The organism is Sphingomonas sp. PvP056 (assembly GCF_040549155.1).
GTDB lineage: Bacteria > Pseudomonadota > Alphaproteobacteria > Sphingomonadales > Sphingomonadaceae > Sphingomonas.
The window spans coordinates 326,188-346,075 of the sequence record NZ_JBEPST010000005.1 but is presented as its reverse complement, the minus strand read 5'-3'; the positions used below and the strand labels follow the sequence as shown (position 1 = coordinate 346,075).

General features: G+C 64.1%; 11 protein-coding genes. 7 read left to right on the top strand and 4 right to left on the bottom strand.

The window, feature by feature from the left end; genetic code table 11:
- Positions 1–83: 83 nt before the first annotated feature.
- The gene (locus tag ABIC17_RS14285) at positions 84–2,288 is read right to left on the bottom strand and encodes a MobA/MobL family protein (protein ID WP_354282804.1); all 2,205 of its coding nucleotides are present in this window, start codon (positions 2,286–2,288) and stop codon (positions 84–86) included.
- A gap of 205 nt (positions 2,289–2,493) precedes the next feature.
- Between ABIC17_RS14285 and ABIC17_RS14280 the strand changes: the two genes are divergently transcribed.
- The 7 genes from ABIC17_RS14280 to ABIC17_RS14250 all read left to right on the top strand — a co-directional run bounded on the left by ABIC17_RS14280 (position 2,494) and on the right by ABIC17_RS14250 (position 11,477).
- Positions 2,494–3,150, top strand: a complete 657-nt coding sequence (locus ABIC17_RS14280; RefSeq protein ID WP_354282802.1) for a hypothetical protein — start codon at positions 2,494–2,496, stop codon at positions 3,148–3,150.
- Positions 3,140–3,373, top strand: coding sequence for a hypothetical protein (locus ABIC17_RS14275; RefSeq protein WP_354282800.1), 234 nt, complete (start codon positions 3,140–3,142; stop codon positions 3,371–3,373). The genes ABIC17_RS14280 and ABIC17_RS14275 overlap by 11 nt, the downstream gene beginning before the upstream one ends.
- 53 nt (positions 3,374–3,426) lie before the next feature.
- Positions 3,427–4,851 carry a hypothetical protein gene (locus ABIC17_RS14270; RefSeq protein WP_354282799.1) on the top strand — a complete coding sequence of 475 codons (1,425 nt, stop codon included), beginning with the start codon at positions 3,427–3,429 and terminating at the stop codon, positions 4,849–4,851.
- Positions 4,852–5,236: 385 nt separating this feature from the next.
- Positions 5,237–6,898, top strand: a complete 1,662-nt coding sequence (locus ABIC17_RS14265) for an AAA family ATPase (protein WP_354282797.1) — start codon at positions 5,237–5,239, stop codon at positions 6,896–6,898.
- Positions 6,895–7,776 (top strand): HNH endonuclease, encoded by an 882-nt coding sequence (locus ABIC17_RS14260; protein ID WP_354282795.1) that lies wholly within the window; start codon positions 6,895–6,897, stop codon positions 7,774–7,776. Before ABIC17_RS14265 ends, ABIC17_RS14260 begins: the two co-directional genes overlap by 4 nt.
- Positions 7,777–7,923: 147 nt before the next feature.
- A complete protein-coding gene (locus ABIC17_RS14255) occupies positions 7,924–9,660 on the top strand; it encodes a hypothetical protein (protein ID WP_354282793.1) in 1,737 nt (578 codons plus the stop codon).
- On the top strand, positions 9,657–11,477 hold the full coding sequence (locus tag ABIC17_RS14250; RefSeq protein ID WP_354282791.1) for a hypothetical protein: 1,821 nt from the start codon (positions 9,657–9,659) through the stop codon (positions 11,475–11,477). Before ABIC17_RS14255 ends, ABIC17_RS14250 begins: the two co-directional genes overlap by 4 nt.
- 6 nt (positions 11,478–11,483) lie before the next feature.
- Here the strand turns inward: ABIC17_RS14250 and ABIC17_RS14245 are convergent, their stop codons facing one another.
- The 3 genes from ABIC17_RS14245 to ABIC17_RS14235 all read right to left on the bottom strand — a co-directional run bounded on the left by ABIC17_RS14245 (position 11,484) and on the right by ABIC17_RS14235 (position 19,886).
- Positions 11,484–15,992, bottom strand: a complete 4,509-nt coding sequence (locus ABIC17_RS14245) for a hypothetical protein (protein WP_354282790.1) — start codon at positions 15,990–15,992, stop codon at positions 11,484–11,486.
- Between the two features lie 1,364 nt (positions 15,993–17,356).
- On the bottom strand, positions 17,357–18,841 hold the full coding sequence (locus ABIC17_RS14240; protein WP_354282788.1) for a tryptophan halogenase family protein: 1,485 nt from the start codon (positions 18,839–18,841) through the stop codon (positions 17,357–17,359).
- A gap of 13 nt (positions 18,842–18,854) precedes the next feature.
- Positions 18,855–19,886, bottom strand: a complete 1,032-nt coding sequence (locus ABIC17_RS14235; RefSeq protein WP_354282843.1) for a cupin-like domain-containing protein — start codon at positions 19,884–19,886, stop codon at positions 18,855–18,857.
- Between the last annotated feature and the right edge of the window lie 2 nt (positions 19,887–19,888).

Here is a 19,888-nt window from a genome sequence, read left to right as displayed (position 1 = left end):
TCTTCAAGCGGCGCGGGGCTGCTCCCGCGTCGCCAGGTCATTTTTCACCATCATGGTGCAGCCGACAGGCTTCCCTCCTTCATTCAACGTCCGGGCCCGGCTCTCCCGCCGCCGGGCGGGGGGCCGGTCACATCATCCAGTCCCTTGCTCAACCTCGGCGGAATGCGCCGCTGCTGGCGGTCGCCGATCATATCGTCGGGGTTTTCCATCGCCAGGGCGGGCTGCTGCGCCGTGACGCCGAAGCTCTCGGTATCGTTTCTCGTTTCCCTGCTTCGGATGTCGGCCTGGGTGACAGGCGCCGGGTCAATTCGCCGCGTCGTATCCGTATCGTGAGCCGGATCGGACCGGTCGCGGCGCTCGGGCTCCGACCACGTGGCGGTGCCAGCCGATCGTGCGGCCTCGTCGCGCACGGGGGCCGCCTTCCGCTCGCCTAGCGGCTCGCCGGCAGCATCGCGCACGGCACCTGAACCGGCGCCTCCCGAACCGGCTGACGACGACGCAGGCGGCGATGCGACCGGCAGCTGCGGGATCGTCGGCACTGACCGCGCGAGCAGCTCGCGCGATCCCGCGATCGCAGCCCTTTGCCGCATGGCTGCTGCCGTGAGCTGATCCGCGACCGCGTTTCCAGAAATGGCGAGGTCCGGCAGCGATGCCATGGCGTTGGTCAACCGCATCCGCACCATGTGCAGACGATGGCGTTCGGCCATGCGTTCCCCGGCACGCACAAGACGCTCGTTCGTCGAGGGATCGATCAGTGCGCTGGCCTGATGGATCCGCAACAGGGCCCGGTCGCGGAGAGCCGCGATATCAATATCCAGCCGTTGTCGGTCGAGCGCGATGCGTTGCCAATTGGCCACGAGCCTGTTCAGGACACCATCGGAGGCCGACATCAAATCCGGCAGGGGTTCGGCGGCACGGGCGGCAGCCTCTTCCAACGCCTTGCGCCGCCGCTGCCGCGCGACAATCCAGGCTCGGGCGGCGGCAAGCTGCTGATCGAGCAGCATAGGCCATTGGATCCGCGCCGCTGCAGCACGCAGTTTGTCCGCCAGGACAGGTTTGGCCGCTTCGATCGGTTGCGAAAGCGTGCGCAGGCGCTCGGGTCCGTCGGCATCGCCCAGCCGGGCGGCAACGACGTTGCGGCACCTTACCAGTCGGTCGTCGTTGGCCGTCAGCCGGCTGCGCAGAAGGTCGCGTGCCGCCCCAAGGCGGCCGATCGCCAGATCGCGCATCCCATGAGCCTTGACGATGACGGCCAGGCTCTTCCGTAACACGGCAACGCGCTCGCCCATGCGGCCGAGGTCGTCGCACCGGGCCTGTGCACCTGCTAGGCGGCGCGATACCCAGGTCTGTCGCTGCCCCTGCTTGGGCGCAGGCGGGCCGAGACCGCGGGCGCGGTTGGACAGGTGCGTATAACGCTGCCCGCTGCCAGCCGCTGCCAGCGTGACGTTGATCGCGTCGGTCGCCAGTTTGCGGCGCGTCGCTATGCCTTCCGGCGTGTTGACGTCGGGCAGCTTCGATACGGCAAAACTCCAGTCATAGTCACCGTGCCGGGTGGCAGGCCGGAGCGAATAGACGATGTGGCAGTGGAAGTTGCGCACGTCGCCCGCCGGATCGGGTTTGTGCATGCCGACCGTATAGGCGATCCCGCGCTCGTCGAAATAGCGGCAGTAGTTCCGCACCGCCGTGCACCGCTCGGGTGCGGTCAGCGAGGCGGGCAGGGCGATGATCTCACTCAAATACACGTTGGCGTTGGCACGATCGTGCTTCTCGATCGCCTCGCTGGCGCGGTGGAAGGCCACCAGCTCGGTGCGATCCTGGGCGATGTTCGACCACCAGCCGGCTTCGCCGCCCTCCAGCGCCTCCTCGCGCGTGATGTACTGAGCGGCGCGTTCGCCCTCGCCGTCGCGCCATGCCCGACCGGTCTTCGAGCCGAAGCCGCGCGCGGTCACTGCGAAATGGATCGACCGGGTGCCGCCCGACACGGCATTGGCGATCGCCAGCCGGCTGCTCATCGCCTTGCCGCCCAGGCGATGGAAAAGCCGCCGCGGTGTCCGCCTCTGGGTTTTAGGTCGATCGGATTCGGGCACCTGGACACGGATCCGGCGGTTCATCGCATGGGCGCGCTCGCGGTCCTCCTTCGCGCGCGCCCGTTTGTAGCGTCTGGCGGAGGCCCGGTCCTCGGTGGCGGCGGAGCGGCTGTCACGCGTCGCCCGGTTCCGTGCGCTACGGGCATCGGCAAGCGCGGTCGTGATCGCGGGCGACCCTTTCCTTACCTGTCCGAGCTTCATCGTCCTGGCCCCTGCCTGTTGGATGATGGGGGTGGCGAAGCGCGTTTTCAGGGCCGTCCGGGCCAGGAAAACACTTTATCGCGCACCACCCCCCTCTCACTCTTCCCCTTATGTAATCCTAACCCGTGGTGGACGCACCCCTCCGACCGTCAAGGGTGGGGGGAGGTTGGAGTCAGAGTGTCGATCGCCATCCGATCTTGTCGACATGACCCTGCCGCCTTCACCACCGTCGCTCGACGGCCTGCTGACGCAACTCGAGGAACTCGACGCGTGGATCACGGCGGAGCAGGAGATCGAGCGGGCCAAGCTCGGTGAACTGCGGCGGCAGGCGAAGGCCCGGCCGTTCCGGCGTGGCGGTCCCGGATCGATCGACACGCGCAAATACGCGATCGGCGGTGCCGTCGTCCTACTCGCCGGCGAGATCGATGCGACCACCTTGCTCGGTCTGATGGCGCAGACTGACATGATGCTGAAATGGATGGCCGAGACGCGGCTGGCGGGGGGACCCCAGCCGTTCGGCACCCTGCTGCGCGCGGTCCTCGGCGATCCGCGCAAGGCCGACTGGTGCCGACGCTGGGGCGGGATTATCGAGTGGGCGCACCGCAAGGCGCTCTACGACGCCAGTGTAACCAGTTTCGAGGCGTCCGGGCGGGCAGGGCCGAACGAGCCCTGGCGGCGCAAGCCGATCAGCGATGACCAGGCCGACCTGGTCGAAACGCTGTGCCGCATCCTCGGGACGCCGGCCCCTGCGCTCGCGAACAGGGGCGCGGCGTACGAATGGATCAAGGACCGAGGCGGCAACCCTGCCCATTGGGCACCGCCGCCGCATCCCGATAGCTGGAGTGACGACGATGACGCCTGAGCCCGACGATATCGAGGATATCGACGAAATTCTGGCCCACCTCGATGAGAAGCGACGGGCGCTCGAGACGGCAATCGCCCTGATCGAAACCGAACAGTCGGCCGGGCGGACCGGCCACTCCGCCTACAGCCGCGCGGTGATGATTCGGGACGACTATCGCAAGCTGCACGACATCGCGCAGGCCAAGATCGCGGAGGCGCTGGCGACCTTGTCGAAATCGTAATCAGCACCCGCTATCCTCAGGCTAAATGGAACGCCGAAACGGTGAGCAGGACCATGGCCGCCGAAAAGAACCTCGCCCGATCCCTCTCCGCAAACTTCGGCCGGTTGACCCGCGAGGTACTCGTCGCGTTTCCCCGGTCCGGGTTCGATCTTTACCGAACGATCGTCCGGCTGCGGCACGGCATCTGGGGCGACGACCTTACCACCGGGCAGAAGCGTGACGCCCTGTTCGGCACCAGGGGATGGGACGATCTCCCGATGGCGGTGCTGGCAGCCCGCTATCTTCAGCTTCCTACCGATCGCCTTCCCCACACCCGAAAAGACCTCGCCGACCTGTGCCGATGGCTGATGTCGCGCGATGGCGACGAGACCCTGATCGACACCTGCGTGCGCGGCTGGGCCGGCGGGGACACGCCACTCATGGCCCTGGATGGGTTCGTCGACGAGCTGTGGCGGAGGCAGGAGCAGGATACGCCATTCTTCACCGCCGTCGTCCGCGGCCAGCATCTGATCGCACTCGAGATGATCGCATCACGCCGATTGTCGCCTGCGCTCGACGATGATCTGGCAATCGGCATCCTCGCCCGCATGGCGCTGATCTGGGCGGCGTTCGATTGCCAGGCGACGGCTGCGCGCGCGAGGCGATCCATGACCCGGCCAATGGGCTGGCTGATCATCGGCGCTGGTGCACGGATCAGGGCATCGACGTTTGTCTCCGTCTTTCGACCGATTGCCGACGCCCTGCGCAAATTCGTCGGCGGCTATCGCACTGGGGAGGTCGGGATCAGCCCGGAAAAGCCGCGAAGCCGTATCCCGGCGGTCATGGATATCCGAACCATCGCGACAGCCCATGCCGAGCATCTCGATGCGGCAGAGGGAGCATTCGCGCTCGATCCGATTCTCAACGAAGTCGTCACCCGCAGCGGCCAATCCAGTAACCCGTTCTTCGTACAGGTCAGCCAGGATCGGACCGACAGCGCGTTCGGCGATCGGCAGCTCAGCCAGTTCTGGTATGCCGGCCTGCTGCCGCTCCAGATCGTCGGCATGGCGGCGATGCGGTTGGCGCAGATGGAGCAGCAGCTTGAGCCCTTGCTGCACGATACCGTGGCGCGCGCGCGGCAGTCGGGCGCTAAGCCGCGACTGCTAATGCCGGATTTCGATGATCTGCCTTTACTGCCGGGGTGGAAGAGCCGCTCACGCGACATAGCGGACGCGCTTCGTGGTGCGGTTCTTCGGGATGCTGATCGTCATTCCGTCCGGCAATCGCGTGCCCGTGACGCTGGCACCGATGAGATGATGGATGGTGCCGCGCACGACGATCAGTTCATCGCTGCTGTTCGGGTGTTTCTTGCTCGGGCAGGTCGATACGGGCCGGTGATGGGCAGGGAGGCCTGGACCGAGCGACGCCAGGTGTTCGATGAACTCGATGTTGCTAGCGGCATGAGGTTTGGCACGGAGCCACGTTATCCGGTTACCTAGTTTCAATTGTTGCCAAATGAGTGCAATCGTTATTCTGCCAGTGCTTGATGCTGGTATATCATGACGGCTTTGAGCCCTCGTTAATTGGGACAAACCCGTCATTCCCGCCAGTTTGCCAAAAGTCGGCTTCCGAACTGAGCCGACATCCTCGGGTTAAGCCACCTTGGCTCATTGAACGAGTAACGCTGGCTGATAGCTGCGCCAGCCAGGTATCGACAAGCCGAAGTGTTGGTCGCGGCGCGAGGTATAGACCGTGGGGACCTCCGCACCTCAGTACCGCCGGAGGTCCCTTTAGACACATAAAGCGCTCGACCGCGCCGCACTCCATAGTATCGACTAACGTCAGGCAGCATCGCAAGACAACCGATCGGCACCAGGGGGTATGATGGCAGAGAACCCATCACAGGATTATCGCGTCCAGTTCGTGACCGAACGCGCGATTTCGCGGCAGAGCGAAGCCGGCACGATTACGATCGCGCCAAGTTCGGACAGCTGGAATGATTTCGGCGAGCGCATCCTCATCGAGATCGCGATCCAGCCGCGAAGCGAGACCCCATTCGCGCGCGAGCGGCTGACCTTCCGCGGCTTCTTTGGCTTCGTCGAGAAGCAGGCCGGCAAGAGTGATACGCTGCATTTGCGTGACGCCGTCGATCAGACTCCCGACATGCCTGTGCCGGCCGACAAACTCCCGGACTACTTCACGATGCTGCCCGACATGGCGAGCTATCGGCGGATCGTCGGCGATCTCGGCCCGGAGGAAGCACGGCTCGCACTGCGCGCGATGAACGACATCGTCGAGGCCGATGAACGGCCAATCAACCGACCCTGGCTGCGCGCCGCGCGCGAGAGTCAGATCTTTCTCAACGCCTTCCTGCGCCATAGCGAACCCTATTTCACCTGGAAGAATGCGGCACCGATCCTGCGCGGCGTCGAATATGAGGAGCTCGACCGGATTTCCGACGGGCTCCATATCAAATTCCGGCTCGCCGGCCGGCCCAACGACCATGACCTCACCTTCCGCTTCGCCGATGGCGACGCCGTGCTGCCGCAGCGCTTCGCGATCGTGATCGGCAAGAATGGCGTCGGAAAAAGCCAGACACTGGCGCAGATCGTCGATGCCGCACTCGCCGGCAAGCCGAAGCTGACCGACATTCGGGGCGACCGGCCGCTATTCAACCGCATCCTGGGATTCTACCCGTCGGCGACCATCACCTCGGTGTTCCCTAGCGACCGGCGCAAGCGCGCGCGGGTCTGGTATCGGCGCTTTTCGATGGTGAGCGGGCGATCGCGTCAGACGACCAGCGATCTCATCGTCCAGCTCGCGCGCAGCATCGAGGGCATCGGCGGCACCAGCCGCTATGACATCTTCCTGAAGGCCATCACCGCGATCGACGGGTTCCGGGAGCTGGTCTTGCGCACCAAGAGCGGTGAGCGCGGTCCGGTCCCAGTTCACGGCCTCAATCGCGGCGCCGAGCAGGAGACCATCCGTCGCTACGCATCGATCAACACCCGCTCCGAACCCGTCCGAATGATCGACGGCAAAACCTATCCCCTGAGCAGCGGCGAACTCAGCTTTCTCCGGTTCGCGGCGCTTGCTGGCCTTTATATCGAGAACGGCACGCTGCTGCTGTTCGACGAGCCCGAAACGCACCTCCATCCCAACTTCATCAGCCAGTTCGTCGCGCTGCTCGATGGGCTGCTCGCGCAGACCGGGTCGGCGGCGATCCTCGCGACCCATTCGGTCTATTTCGTGCGCGAGGCGGTCGAGGAACAGGTCACGGTGCTGCGGTCGGATGAAGACCGTGCGATTACGGCGGAGACGCCGATGCTCAAGACTTTCGGCGCCGATGTCGGCGCGATCTCCTATTTCGTGTTCGGCGAGGATCAGCCCTCGCGGCTGGCGCTCGAAGTCGAGAACAAGATCATGGCGCAGACAGCATCGTGGGAGACAATGTTCGAGACCTATAAGGACCGGGTGTCGCTCGACCTACTCGGCGAGATCCGCGCGCGCGTCGAAGGCACCGATCGCGAGGCCGACGGACAATGAACCGGTTCGATCCGTCCGAGGATTTCGACGATGCCGGTGCGCTCGATGCGCTCGGCCTCAACACGCGCCTCAAATCCTATCCGGATTTCGCGGTCGAAATCCCTGCGCTCAAGGCCGGCTATCTCCAGTATGTCGCTGCCAGCGGTAACGCCCACGCCATCCTCAACGTGGCCCTACCCGACCCCATCAAAGCACAACTTAAGTCGCTTTACGCCAGCCCATCCAACGAGCTGCCGCACATCAACCGCATGCGCGCCGAGAGCGACGCCAATTGCTGCCCGATGTGCGGATCGTTCCACAGCGGCACGCTCGATCATTTGCTGCCCAAGACCGATTTTCCGGCTTTCGCGATCTTCGGCCGCAATCTCGTGCCGGCCTGCAAATGCAACAGCAAGCGCAGCACGCTCCTCACCGGACCCAATCCGGGCGAGCGTATCCTCCATCCCTATTATGACGACATCCTGGGCGAGCGGCTGTTCGTCGCGTGGTTCGAAGATCCTGGCAAAGTTCCGCGCATCACGCTGCGCCCGCTCCTTGACGCCGTTGATCCCAATTACACGGCGGTGCGGTTCCACATGGCCAACATCGTCGAACGCACGTCGATCATGCGCTATCTCAAGGCGAGCTGGATGGGCATGCTGCGGCGCCCGAGCCTCGCGGCGGCCGAGCTGCGGAATGTGCCTGCGACCCGCCAGGATCTCGATGACATTCTGACGCTCGAGCTTGACCGCCAGGACGATACCCATGGCAGCAGGAACAACTGGCGTTCAGTATTCATTGCTGGCCTGCTGGATGATCCTGTCCTCGACTGGCTGATCGCCGCTTTCCAGCGGCCAAACTATCAACCCGACGGCCCATTGCTCGACGGCATCGTCTAGCGACGCACCTTGAGTGGACTTACCATTCCGGCAAAGGGGGACCGGTCCAGAGCGAGTGTATTGTCGCGCGCCGAATGGATGAACTGGCGCCAAACATCGCCTATACAGGGACTGCGGCCTGACCCAAGCGCCGCCGAGGGGGGACGATTGAGCGACCGGAACGACATCATCGCAGCAGCGAATGCGGGCACGCTGCCCGAGCTGTTCGTCGAACGGCTGCGCCGTCACCGCACTGACGAGCTCGGCAAGGCTTTCCGCGCGACCCTTGCCAAACTCCACAATGACGGCACGATCGATGTGCTGGAACCTGCGCGGCAGATCGCGACATCACCGATCAACCAGCACGATTTCTTCACGGTGATGCACGTCTATAGCGATCTGATCCCGGCGCTCGACGCCAGCGTCCCGGACATGCTCGCCGCCGTCAAAGCCCTGTCGACGCGCGCCGGCGAAGATCTCGCCTCGGGCATGGCCAATGGCGGCTATCGGACCTGGGCCGAACAGGGCAGCCGCGCTCGCGACACGTTAGAGACAATCAACCCCGAGGATGGTGACGATAGCGCCTATGTCTTCCTGGCGTTGCAGGCGCTGGCCAAGACCGAGCCCGATGCGGCGCTCGACCGCGCGATCCTCTATGTCGGCGGCAATGCGGGTCCGGCGCGGTCGGCCGCGGCCAAGGCGATCGGCACGTTCGATCTTACCGATCCCGACCGCCGTACCCGCGCTACCGACGCGCTCGCTGCCCATGCAGCGAGCGCCGACGACAACAGCCTCGGCCATATCCTCTCGGCGATTTGCGAAATCGCTAAAGCTCATCCCGACACCCACACAAAGGCCGCGGCGCTGATCGACGCCAATATCGAACGCACCGGCGACCATGCGATCCACCAGCTATCGCTCGAACTGATGTTCCATGCCGACGAGCTACCGCCGGCAATCGTAAAGCCCCTGACCGCGATCATGCACCGTGTTCCGATCGGCAATCGCGGCACGATCCGCGACATTGGCGCGGCGGCGGGCAAGCTCGCCGACAAGAACCGCCTCGATGAAGCGCTGGCACTGATCACGCCGTTGCTCTCACAGCATGAGGAGCTGACCTCCCTCGAGCCGCTCGGCAGCCTAAACTATCATCTGCTGCAGTTACCGCCCGACGAACTCGCTCAAACCATCATCATCTGGCTGCTGGCGTGCGACCCCAATCTTGGCCGCGCTATCATGGCGCTGGTCGGCAACCATCATGGCGATGCGCCGCTCATCCTCGATCCTCGCTCCGCAGCCGCCAGCCTCGACGACCCCGAGCGGCTGCTGCTTGCCCACCGGGCGATCGGCTGGCTGTTCGTCCATCCGGTCACTGCCGCGTCGCTGGTGGTCGGCCTGCTCAACGGCGCCGGCGACGCTGCGCAGCGCACGATCGCCGAACTGCTGTTCGATCCGCTGCTGATCAACTTCTCGGGGTCGGTCGGCGACTGGATCGCCGAACAGGCCAAGGCTCCGGGTCATTCATCACAAGCCATCCTCAACGATCTCGTCACGCGGCTCGAGGCTTATATCCAGGGGCTGCGCGAGCCTGGCCGGATCAAGGAACTGCGCCCGTCCGAGCGCGAACGGCTGATCGAGAACCACCGCCAGCATGAGTCGATGCGCCAAGCCTATAAGGCATCGGAGAAAACCTCGATCCTCGCGTCGCTCGCAACGCGGCAAGTGCTGCTCTACGGCACGCGCTCGATCAGCTATTTCAAGGGAATGGGCGGCAAGCAGCAGCGCAGCGAGATGAAGATGCACAGCTTCAGCCACAGCATCGAATCGCCGCGCCTCAACATCCTGGAGCCGTTCGACCTCGACTATATGCTGCGCGTGTTTCGCGCGATGAGAACCGCGCCATGAAACTCGTCATCCGGGAATATCTGGCGTCGCTGAAGGAGCGCGACGAACTCGACGCGGTTCTACCCGACCTACTGACCGAACTGGGCTTCACGGTCTATTCGCGGCCGGCGCGTGGCACACGCCAATATGGCGTCGATGTCGCCGCGGTCGGCCCCGGCCAGGATGGCAACCGGCGCGTGCATCTGTTCTCGGTCAAGTCGGGCGACCTCGACCGCAACGAATGGAATACGGCAAGCCCGCAAAGTCTCAGACCGTCGCTCGACGAGATCCTCGATCATTATATCGCGAGCCGCATCCCGCCCGAATATGCGAGCCTCCCGATCGCGATCTGCCTAACCTTCGGCGGTGCGATCGACGAGCAGGTCCGCGCTGAAGTGACGGGTTATATGACCCGCAATACCACGCCTAAGATCAGCTTCGAGGAGTGGAACGGCGATCGGCTGGCGCAGGTCATTCTCGATGGCATATTGCGCGAAGAGCTCCTCCCAGCACAGCAGCGCAGTCACTTGCGCAAGGCCGTGGCGATGGTCGAAGAGCCCGACATCGCGCTCGACCACTTCCAGAAGCTTTTGCGCGCAATTGCCGACCAGCCCGCCACAACGCCCGCAGCCCGGCTCAGCCAGGCGCGGCTAATCAACATTTGTCTGTGGATCATGTTCGTCTGGGCGCGCGAGGCCGACAATGTCGAGGCGCCCTACCGGGCCAGCGAGCTGGCCTTGCTCGAGGTGTGGCAGCTACTGAAGACCGACATTGCCAGGACCTCGAGATCCGGCGAGGCCGCCAGCCTCGTGCTCAACGAACTGGCTGAGCTCCATTTTACGATCTGGCGTGCGCTGTTCGAGGACAAGATCCTGCCGGCGGCCGAGATCCGTCACGCGATCTCGACCGCGGTCGAAAGCCACGCCGCACTCGACATCAACCTGAAGCTGTTCGATCTCGTCGGCCGGCTGGCGCTGCGCGGGCTGTGGCTGGTCTGGCAATTGTCGCCGGCGAGCGGCCCCGTTGTTCTCACCAACGACTATCTCGACACGCTCCCGGCCCTCGTCAGAGACACCACCCGGGCGACCGTCAATCAGATCGACCGGCTGATCGAGGCCATGATGGCGATCGTCAGCAACAATCGCGCGCTTCTCTCGCCGATCGGCGACTGGCAGGCGATCGACATCGGTCTCGCTTTCACCCTGCTCGCCTGCCGTCCCGGCGCGCATGGCGCAATTGATCAATGGGCCGATGAACTCGCCAAGCACTCGATGTTCGCGTTCAAAGCGCATGGCCGCTACCCGATCACCAGCCGCTCCTACTGGGATCTGGTTGATCATCCGTCCGAGCGCAGCGACGAGTATCGCACCGCCTCGACCGAGGGCAGCATTCTCTATCCGTTGCTAGCGCTGTGGGCGGCGGCCAGAGGCGAGCAGGCGCTATTCGACGAGATCGCAAAGTTCAGCGAAGACGGCCTTGCACATTGCACGTTCCAGACCTGGCTTCCCGACGAGGACAGCGAGGACAATCTTTATCTGAACCGCGACAGCCACGGGGCGGCGCTAGCCGGTATTCCAGTGACCAAGGGCACGCACGACGCGCTCGATTTCATCCTCGCAGAGGCGAAGACTAACAAGCATTATGACCAGCTCACGGCGGTGAAGCTCGGCCATTGGCCGATCGTGCTGACCGCTTGCCGCGCACATCGCCTGCCGGTGCCGCCGCAAGTCTGGCGCGACCTGCTGCCCCATGTCACTCAGCCAGCCAGAGGACCGGTCCCGCCGCCAGATAACAGCGCGCCTGAGCCACCAGACGCTAGACCCGAAGACGCTCGCTAGACGCGGTCACCCGCCAGCACGGTCCCGCCACGCCGACAGAGCTTCGTCGATGTCGAACTGCGACGCGGATCTGGCGAACAACCGGGATGGGTCGCTTTCCTGGCGGTCCGCTTCCGTGCGCCGTTTGGACGGTGCCTTGATCGGTTTTCTGGTCTTCGCTGTGCTCGACTTGCGTTTGGCGCGCGCGGCCGCGCGCTTGTCCTTGAGCGGCACCACCCCGGAGACGTCGATCGTGCACACAATCGGTTGCGGACCGGTCGCGGCGATTTCGCGCATTGCCCGTGCGCGCGAATGAAGATGGTCCATGACGACGGAGAAGGGGACGAGTGGGTCGCCCGGCGCGATTTCCCAGCCGCCCGGGCGCGGTTGCTGGTGGACGAGGAGCAGGATGCCGTGACGCGCCGTCTCGTGGCGCAGATACTGACCGCAAAGTTGAACTTCGAGCGCCGCTTCCAGCTGCTTGACCGAGAGGCCATCCGCTACCTTGATCTCGACCGGCAAGTCGACACCGCCATGCCGGCTCGTCAGCGTGATGTCGGGTTCCTTTTCATCCGCGAAATGGGTTTCGCGCTGTACGGTATAGGCTTCCTCGCGCCGCTCATCGAGCTGGGTCGCAACCCATCGCTGGACCGCATTCTCGTCGGCCAGTCCCTGCAGCGTGTCGCCCTGCGCGAACTTGCCGTGAAGAAGATCATGCTCGATCGCTTCGAGCCTGCGCCGCGCTATCAGCTGCAGATCTTCCGTCGTGCGCGGCGCGCGATCGAAACTCTTCTCGAACACCACCACATCGGACGGCAGCCAAGCGACCAGCTCCGAATTCACCTCGGCATGCCGCTCGGCATGGATGCGCAAATGCTTGGGTTCGATCGGATAATCGGGGATCTCTGCCATGCGCCGGATCGCGGCCTGCGTGGCTTCGCCGGGCGTCTTCAGCAGCTTGTCGAAGATCATATGCCGCGCGTCCTGCGCCTCATCGCGTAATCCCGGCGAATAGACCTTGCCGTTCGCGCGCACGATGTCGTCCGCGGGCCGGACACCCTCGAACGCGATTATGAGCAATTGCTCGAGCCGCTCGGCGGAAAGAGGCAGTGGCGGTGCTACGGTGCGATTGAACCGGCTACCGAACAGACGCGGCAACAAGGTGCAGCACAAGGCGGCCTGGTCCTGACCGTCGAGCGTGCTCATTTTCTCTCGCAGCCGGTCGACGGCGCAATCGCCCTCGAGCGCAAAAAGAAGCAGCAGATAATAGGCTGCGACCACGGGGGCGGTCGCCGCCATCGCGCGCGCTTCGGCCAAATCCGCCAACCCCTCGGACGGGAAAGGCTGCGCCTGGATCAGCACCGAGACGATCTTCTCGAGCGCCACGGTTGCCAGATCGATGTGGTCGCGCAGATAATCGATCAGGTCCGGAACCAGCAGCCGGGCAAGCACGCCATCGGCATATTCGAGCCGGTCGAGCATCCCGTGGTCCACCTCATTGAGCCGGTCGAGCTGCGCGTGCGACGCCTGCCACAATACCGAGCGCACGGCCTCGGGATGCGCCTGGCTAAGCGATACGAGATAGTCAGGAAAGCCGTTGAGCTCGATCACGGCTAGCCGCGCCGCCTGCGCGGCGCAGGCCGAATCGAGCTGCTCCGCCCAGTTCGGGACCGTGGCTGCCGCCAGCGACATGCCGGTCAATGCCATGATGTCGAAGCTCGTGACCGTGCGGCGCTGGGCGGCCTCTTCGGCGGTTCCGGCCGGAACGCGCTTATAGGCGAACGCCATCAAAGCTTCGCCGAAGCGTCTTGTCATCTCCGGCCCGAACACCGGCTCGACCACATCGAGGCTGTCGATCGAGTAGCGCGAGCGCGACTGGGTCCGCCAGGAGAGGAACTGCCAGAGATGATAGAGGCGCGAGTCTACAGTATCGTCGGTCTGAGGCGACAAGCTGTCGAAGAAGTTCGGATCGTCACGGAGCGTGTTGATGAGCTTGACCCAGCTCTGGTCGCGCGCTTCAGCTTGGTCTTCATTGCGCTTCCGCGCCGCTTCGAACCCAGCCATCCGCTCGACCATCTCGGGCGTCTCAGGCGGCGGCGACCGCCAGGCCGCAAGCTGGGCCGAGAGCTCCGCATCGTCGGCGACGGCGTCGACGATGCGCTGCATGTCCCCGTCGGTGCCCCCGAACTGTCGCCAGAGCATATGCGCCGCGCGGAGCGCCGTCAGCCGATCCTGCCATTCGGTTCGCTCGCGCACATCGAGGAGGAGCCAATCGATGTCTGCAAGACTCAGCAGCACCGGCCATCCGAGATGCTGGACGAACCAGATATTGAGCTCGCCATCGTCACGTGCATAGGGATGCGTGCGCAGCCGCACGATCGACCGCCAGAGCGACGTGCGGCGGCGCCCCGACGATGCACCAAATGCCTCGCCCAGCGTCTTGAAGCTTGCCTCGGACCCGATCCGACGGTGCGATTCGTGCAGCAGTAGGACGAGATCCGTGACGACATCGGGGATGTCCGACGGATGATAGTCGAGGAGACGAAGCGCCGCGCTGGCTGCCATCTGCGAGAAGGCCTCGCGAAACGGCTTCTCGTCGTCGACCGTATCGCCGCTGAAATCGCCAGACCGAGCGACAACTTCGGTCAGGAAACGGTGCAAGTCTTCCCGGCGCGTCAAGGCCGCCGGCAGCTCACTGCCCAGTGGAAGTATGGTTGCAATGTCGTCCTCGCCCGTGACCCCGGCCTTGTCGATCAACGCGAAAAATGCCTCAACATCGATCTCTTCCGGGAACAGCGCGTCCAGGGCCTGGAGAATGATCGAGCGTGAGAGATCGGACCCATGCTCTGCAACGTGCCGTGCATAGGCGGTGCGATCTGCCCTCTCGCCAAGCTTCAGAAGAGCCCGGCCCGCGAGCAGCTGCGTGATCTCGTCGGTGCTGCGATCGTAGGCAACTTGGCGCACCACGGGCAGACCGCCTTTCTGGCCGCCGAAATCGACGAGGCGCAGCAGCAGATGCCGCGCTTCCTCATCGCCTTTGGCAATCTCCCACCAAACCGCGATATGGTCGTCGAGACCGGGATCGGCGAACCGCCGGAGCCCCTGCTCGCCGAACCAGAGCTTCTGCGGATCGATCGTCTCGACCTGCGCGAGCGCCGCCGCAAATGCCTTAACCCGCACCGGTATCGGCAACGACCCCGGATCCCCATAGCGCAGAAGATTATAGGGCGACCGAGCGATAAGTGAGTCAGCAATCGCATCATTCTCTCCGGCCAGCCACGCCGACACCTCGACCATCTCCGGCCGAACCAGCCGATAGCCATAGGTATCGGCGAACAGGAGATCGCGCACCACAGCCACGGGACACCCCTCAGCGAGAAGCCGTCCCAGCCAGCGCGCCAGCAAATAGCATCGCAGCGTCGCCTCATTGTCGTTGTGCAACCGCGCCCGGCCTAGCGTCGCCGGATCAAAGACCGGGCGCCCCAGCAGCAGAAGCCGTTCGCCGTCGGGCCAGTCCGGTAGGATCTCCTCGATCGGCATCGAGCGCTCGGGAGGCGACAGGTCAAGGCCAGCGGCAGGGACCCGCACGGAATCGCGCCCGCACAGCAAAAATGCTGCTCCAATCCGGTCGAGGGCGTGAGCCCCCTTCGCGAGATCGAGCGGATCGCGCTTGCGGCGAAGTGGATCGGGATCGAGCAGTCTCGCCTTTAAGCTAGCCTCGATCATTTCCCGAAGAGAGCCGAGCCGCTTATGATCGCGCCAGAACTCCACCATCCAACCAAGGTCCATCGGCCGCGCCGCGAATTCCCAGAGGCTGCCATGATCAACGGCAGCCAGGAGAGCATCGATCGTCTCGATGCCTGAGGCACGCGCGAAGCGCTCGACCTGCCAGCGGCTGAGCGGCTCCATGACCAGAACACCGATCTCTTCACGAACTCGTGGCGGACGTTTGTCCCTGTTCTGCAGCGTCGCGCGAACCTCGTCCGCGACATCTGTCGGCGGAGGGGGCGGCTCGGGCAGCGAGAGCCATTTCTCGACTGAGATGCGATCAGCCGTCTTATCCCAATCGGTATAGCGGCTCGAGATGTAGAGATGAACGCGCTCCTCCAGCCCGGCGATTGCATCGGCCAGCTTCCGACAGGCGGCGTCGAAATGATGTCCTTGGTCCTTGGCTTCGTCGACCGAGTCCACGAACAGCCAGCAAGGCGCGTCCGGGTCTGCCTGCCATTGCGCAAATCGAGCGCGGTCGGTCGGAATGAGCGACGCCTCGAGGCCGGCGTCCGCGACGTCGCGCACGGTCGCCTTGAAAGCACACTTGTTCACCTGACGCAGGGCGGAACATTGATAGTCGAACTCGCTGGACTTGCCGCTGCCCGCCTCGGCGAGGACGATGGTGCGGCGCTTCTCCAGCAGTTTGGGCCACGCCGGCGTGCCTTTCAGGTCGTCGCCGAACAGCCCCCGGAACGGCCGGTCCTCGTCCCCTTCCTTGGTAGCCGGACGAAACCGGCGACTGAGATCGTAATGCTCCCCAAACATCTTCTTCCTATAGCGGCACCGTCGATTCCGAACAGTGCTATGATGCTCTTTGATGTTTGTGCAGCAAGCCACAAGCGTAGAAGTTCTTGCTCGCATTCACCGCAATTTCTTCGCGCCGGCATCCGATCGTTATCCGGACTTCCGCAAGTTATGTCAGAAGAAGACATTCGTGGTGCTGATTGGAGCGTCCGGATGTGGTCGCAAGCTGCCGTCGCTAGGTGGCGGAATAACCGTCAGCTATTCGCTTCTCGGCGCCCGGACCACGATTTAGCAAACGGCCCAACTCCAGCATTTGGCATGCTCTAGCAACGGCACCGAGTGAGCAAATCAAAGTGGCTGCACGTCCCCGCAACCAAACGCTAAACGACAACGCCGCCCTCACGGGCGGCGTTGTCGTTTGTGGCGAAGGCAACTAGTTCAGAAACATTCGCCACCATCTCTGCTTCATCAGCCTAATCGACTCAGACATCGATGCACGGACGACTTCTTCTAAGTCGCTCTTACAACTGGCCCGTTCTCAGAGCATCAAACACGCGGCCTGCCGGTCAGGCAACGGACCAAGCTGGTTACGATGATGCGCGAGCTTCTGACCGAGGTCAGGGTCGGCGTCCGGTGTGGGTTCTATGCGCGCTGATCACACCTCTGGAAATCGAAGAAGGTCGCCTGTTGGATGTGCCGGATCCTTCCCACGTCGTTGCAGCAGGCGCGCGACCTCCACCTGCGGGTTCGCAGATTGATTGCGATCTGCCCGTCCGGATATCTCGGAAAGACGTTACCGAACGCCTGATGACTATTGCCAGCATTGGCCCGGTCGGCACCGCGCTGGCGACCTCGATGACCGATGGGCACCAGTTCCGCTCAGATAGATAGTTCACCGCCTGATGGACCCACCTTGACCCGCAGCAACAGCGGCTGGCGCGGATCAAACAAGTGGTGATCAGTATCTGCGCAAGCCGTTGGTCATCAGCATGACCTCGCAGCTCGGGCAAGTCGTGTACAAACCCCAGGCGGCCTACTCTCGCCTCGTCGAATTGCTCGTGCGCACGCTGCCACGCATCGAGACGACCGCGATGCTGAACGTGAGCGCGCGGACGCGAAATGGTCAGAAACTATGTAGCTCGTAAAGGAGTATTCGGAGCCAATGGTCGTGCTGTTGACGGCGACGCCCGCTGGCGCGTGCCTGTTGGCCAACGCCAGCGACGCTTTTTCTGACCAGGGATGCCGACTTGTGACGATTTCGGCCCATCGCAAGCATCGCCGTACGCGCGCGCAACCATTCGCATACGGGCGTACCATCCCCGTCTCCAGGACCCAGTGAAAGATCGACGCTAGCTTGGACGATCCGCTTGGCGCGTAGAAAAGACCTACGTTCGGGCACCAGCAAGCGTGTCGACGAACTGCTGATGCGGCGGCAGAGTGGCGACACGCGCCGCGATCCCGTGGGAAAGATTTCTTAGCGCCTCCGCCAACTGACCGGGCGGCATCATCCGCGCCATCAAGTGGTGGCGATGCGGCGTAAGCCCTTGTCCCAGCATGACTTGCAGCCACGAGCTGACGCGGAACAGTTCGTCCGCACCTTGATAGGCCTGCGCTTCCTCGGCGAACAGCGCGAGCCGCGCTGCCAGCGTGTCGGGGATGCTCATCTCGCGGCATTGGCGCCAGAACGGCTCGTCGCGTGCGTTGAGGTGATAATGCAGGATCACGAAATCGCGCACGCCTTCCATTTCGCGCTGCGCCATGGCGTTGAAACGATCCGCCACCGCCGCCGTCGCACCCCCGAACGGAAAAAGCTGCAACAGGCGCGTCAGCGCGATCATCATCAAATGGATACTGGTCGATTCGAGCGGCTCAATGAAGCCCGACGATAGGCTCAGCGCGACGCAGTTCTTTTCCCACGCGCGCTTGCGGCGGCCGGTCGTGAAGCGGATCGGCCGGGGCTCGGTCAGCGTATTGCCCGCCACCGACCCGATCAGGAGCGCCCGCGCCGCATCGTCGCTGAGATGCTCGGCGGCATAGACGATGCCGTTCCCGACGCGGTGCTGCAGCGGAATACGCCATTGCCAACCCGCTTCATGCGCGATCGCGCGCGTATAGGGTAGCGCAGGGCCGACAGCGGCGGTCTGCACCGCCAGCGCCCGGTTCATCGGCAGCCAGTGGCTCCAATCCTCATAGCCCACCCCAAGGGTCTCGCCGATCAACAGGGCGCGGAACCCGGTGCAATCCAGGAACAAATCGCCTTCGACCCGCTCCCCAGATTCGAGCATCAGCGCAACCAGATCGCCGCTCTCGGCATTCTGCTCGACCCGCGCGATGCGTCCCTCGACCCGACGCAACCCGGCTGCCTCGCAGCGGCCGCGCAGATAACCCACATACCGCCCGGCATCGAAATGATAGGCGTAATTGAGTTGCGCCTTGGTGCCTGTAGCAAAGCGACCCGCTTCGGCGGCTTGTGCCTCGTAACAATAGTCCTCGAGCGGCCCGGCATTCCCATCCGCGCGCGCCGCCAGCCAGAAATGCTGGAAATCGCCCATCCAGGTCGATTTTCCGACGTCTCCGAAGGAATGGAGATAACGCGAGCCGGGCCTCGTCCAGCCCTCGAAGGCGATGCCCAGTTTGAACGTGGCACCGGTCGCCCGGACAAAATCGTCCTCGTCCAGCCCGAGCAGGGCATGGAACCCCCGGATGGTGGGGATCGTGGCTTCGCCGACGCCGACCGTGCCAATCTCGTCGGATTCGACAAGCGTGACGTCGACCAGCTGGCCCAACTGTCGGGTCAACAGCGCCGCGGCAAGCCAGCCGGCCGTGCCGCCACCGGCGATGACCACGCGGGTCTTGGGCAAGGTGTTCATCGACCGTCCTTTGTCAGCGATTGAGCCGTTGCAGCAGCGTGGCGCGCAACCGGCGCGCCGCGGTGGCATCCAGCGGTGCCAGCGCACCGCGCGCGGCGACGGGCAAATGCGCGCCCGCGCGTGTCGCATCGCCGAAGACATAATAGTCGAACAACGCTTGCCACCCTGCCTTTTCGTGTGCCGGGCGGTCGCGGAGGCTCAGCAGACCGTGCAGCAGCGTATTCTGCGGCGTATCCATAAAGCGCGGCACGGTGTTCCACCAATAATTGATCATCGCGTTGAACGGATCGAGCGCCTCGACCTGATGCCACCACAAAGCGGGATAGATCAGCGCGTCGCCAGGCTCCATCTCCGCAATTTCGGCGGCGGCCAGCGCGTCGGCAAAGCCGGGATACCGGTCCAGATCGGGGGCAGCGAAATCGACCATCGAGACGACTTGACCAGCGGGCGTCGGGTCGAGCGGCCCGGGATAGAGGTTGGCGACCTGATCGGGCGGGAAGAGGGTGAAGCGCCGCCGCCCGACCAGTGTGACGGCGATGTTGTTCGACATGTCGTAATGCGCCGCTGCCGTGGTGCGGTTGCCGATCCAGATGCTCACCAGCGGCGGATGCTCCAGCAGTTCGGGATCGCCGAAGGGAAGCGCCGCTTCGGCCCTGAGCCCGGGAAGATACTGATCGATATCGGTGGAGCCGATATAGATGGCCGGCGCGGCGGGATCGTGCAGGCTCGCCAACAACTGGTCGAGATAGGCCGTCAGCGATCCACGTTCGCGCGCAAAATTCAGTGCGGTGCCGTCTTCGGTATAGCCGAAACGGCCAGCGATAGCCGGATCGCCGATATAGGCCGTGACCGGTTGGCCGCCATCGAATTGCTTGAGCCAGGCAATCGCCGCGGCGGCACCATGCCGGCCGGCCTCCACCAGCGGGACATGCGCGGCTATGCCGCGCAGGATCGCGGGGCGACCTTCGGCGATCAGCGCGCCGATCGGCAGTGTCAGCGCGTCTGCGGCTTCGATCACGCGTGTGCGGCGCGAGATGCGCTGCATCG

Coding starts and splice junctions, on each gene's coding strand:
- ABIC17_RS14270 (WP_354282799.1), top strand. CDS start 3,427: ATGGCCGCCGAAAAGAACCTCGCCCGATCCCTCTCCGCAAACTTCGGC.
- ABIC17_RS14240 (WP_354282788.1), bottom strand. CDS start 18,841: ATGAACACCTTGCCCAAGACCCGCGTGGTCATCGCCGGTGGCGGCACG.
- ABIC17_RS14235 (WP_354282843.1), bottom strand. CDS start 19,886: ATGCAGCGCATCTCGCGCCGCACACGCGTGATCGAAGCCGCAGACGCG.
- ABIC17_RS14245 (WP_354282790.1), bottom strand. CDS start 15,992: ATGTTTGGGGAGCATTACGATCTCAGTCGCCGGTTTCGTCCGGCTACC.
- ABIC17_RS14250 (WP_354282791.1), top strand. CDS start 9,657: ATGAAACTCGTCATCCGGGAATATCTGGCGTCGCTGAAGGAGCGCGAC.
- ABIC17_RS14260 (WP_354282795.1), top strand. CDS start 6,895: ATGAACCGGTTCGATCCGTCCGAGGATTTCGACGATGCCGGTGCGCTC.
- ABIC17_RS14285 (WP_354282804.1), bottom strand. CDS start 2,288: ATGAAGCTCGGACAGGTAAGGAAAGGGTCGCCCGCGATCACGACCGCG.
- ABIC17_RS14280 (WP_354282802.1), top strand. CDS start 2,494: ATGACCCTGCCGCCTTCACCACCGTCGCTCGACGGCCTGCTGACGCAA.
- ABIC17_RS14265 (WP_354282797.1), top strand. CDS start 5,237: ATGGCAGAGAACCCATCACAGGATTATCGCGTCCAGTTCGTGACCGAA.
- ABIC17_RS14275 (WP_354282800.1), top strand. CDS start 3,140: ATGACGCCTGAGCCCGACGATATCGAGGATATCGACGAAATTCTGGCC.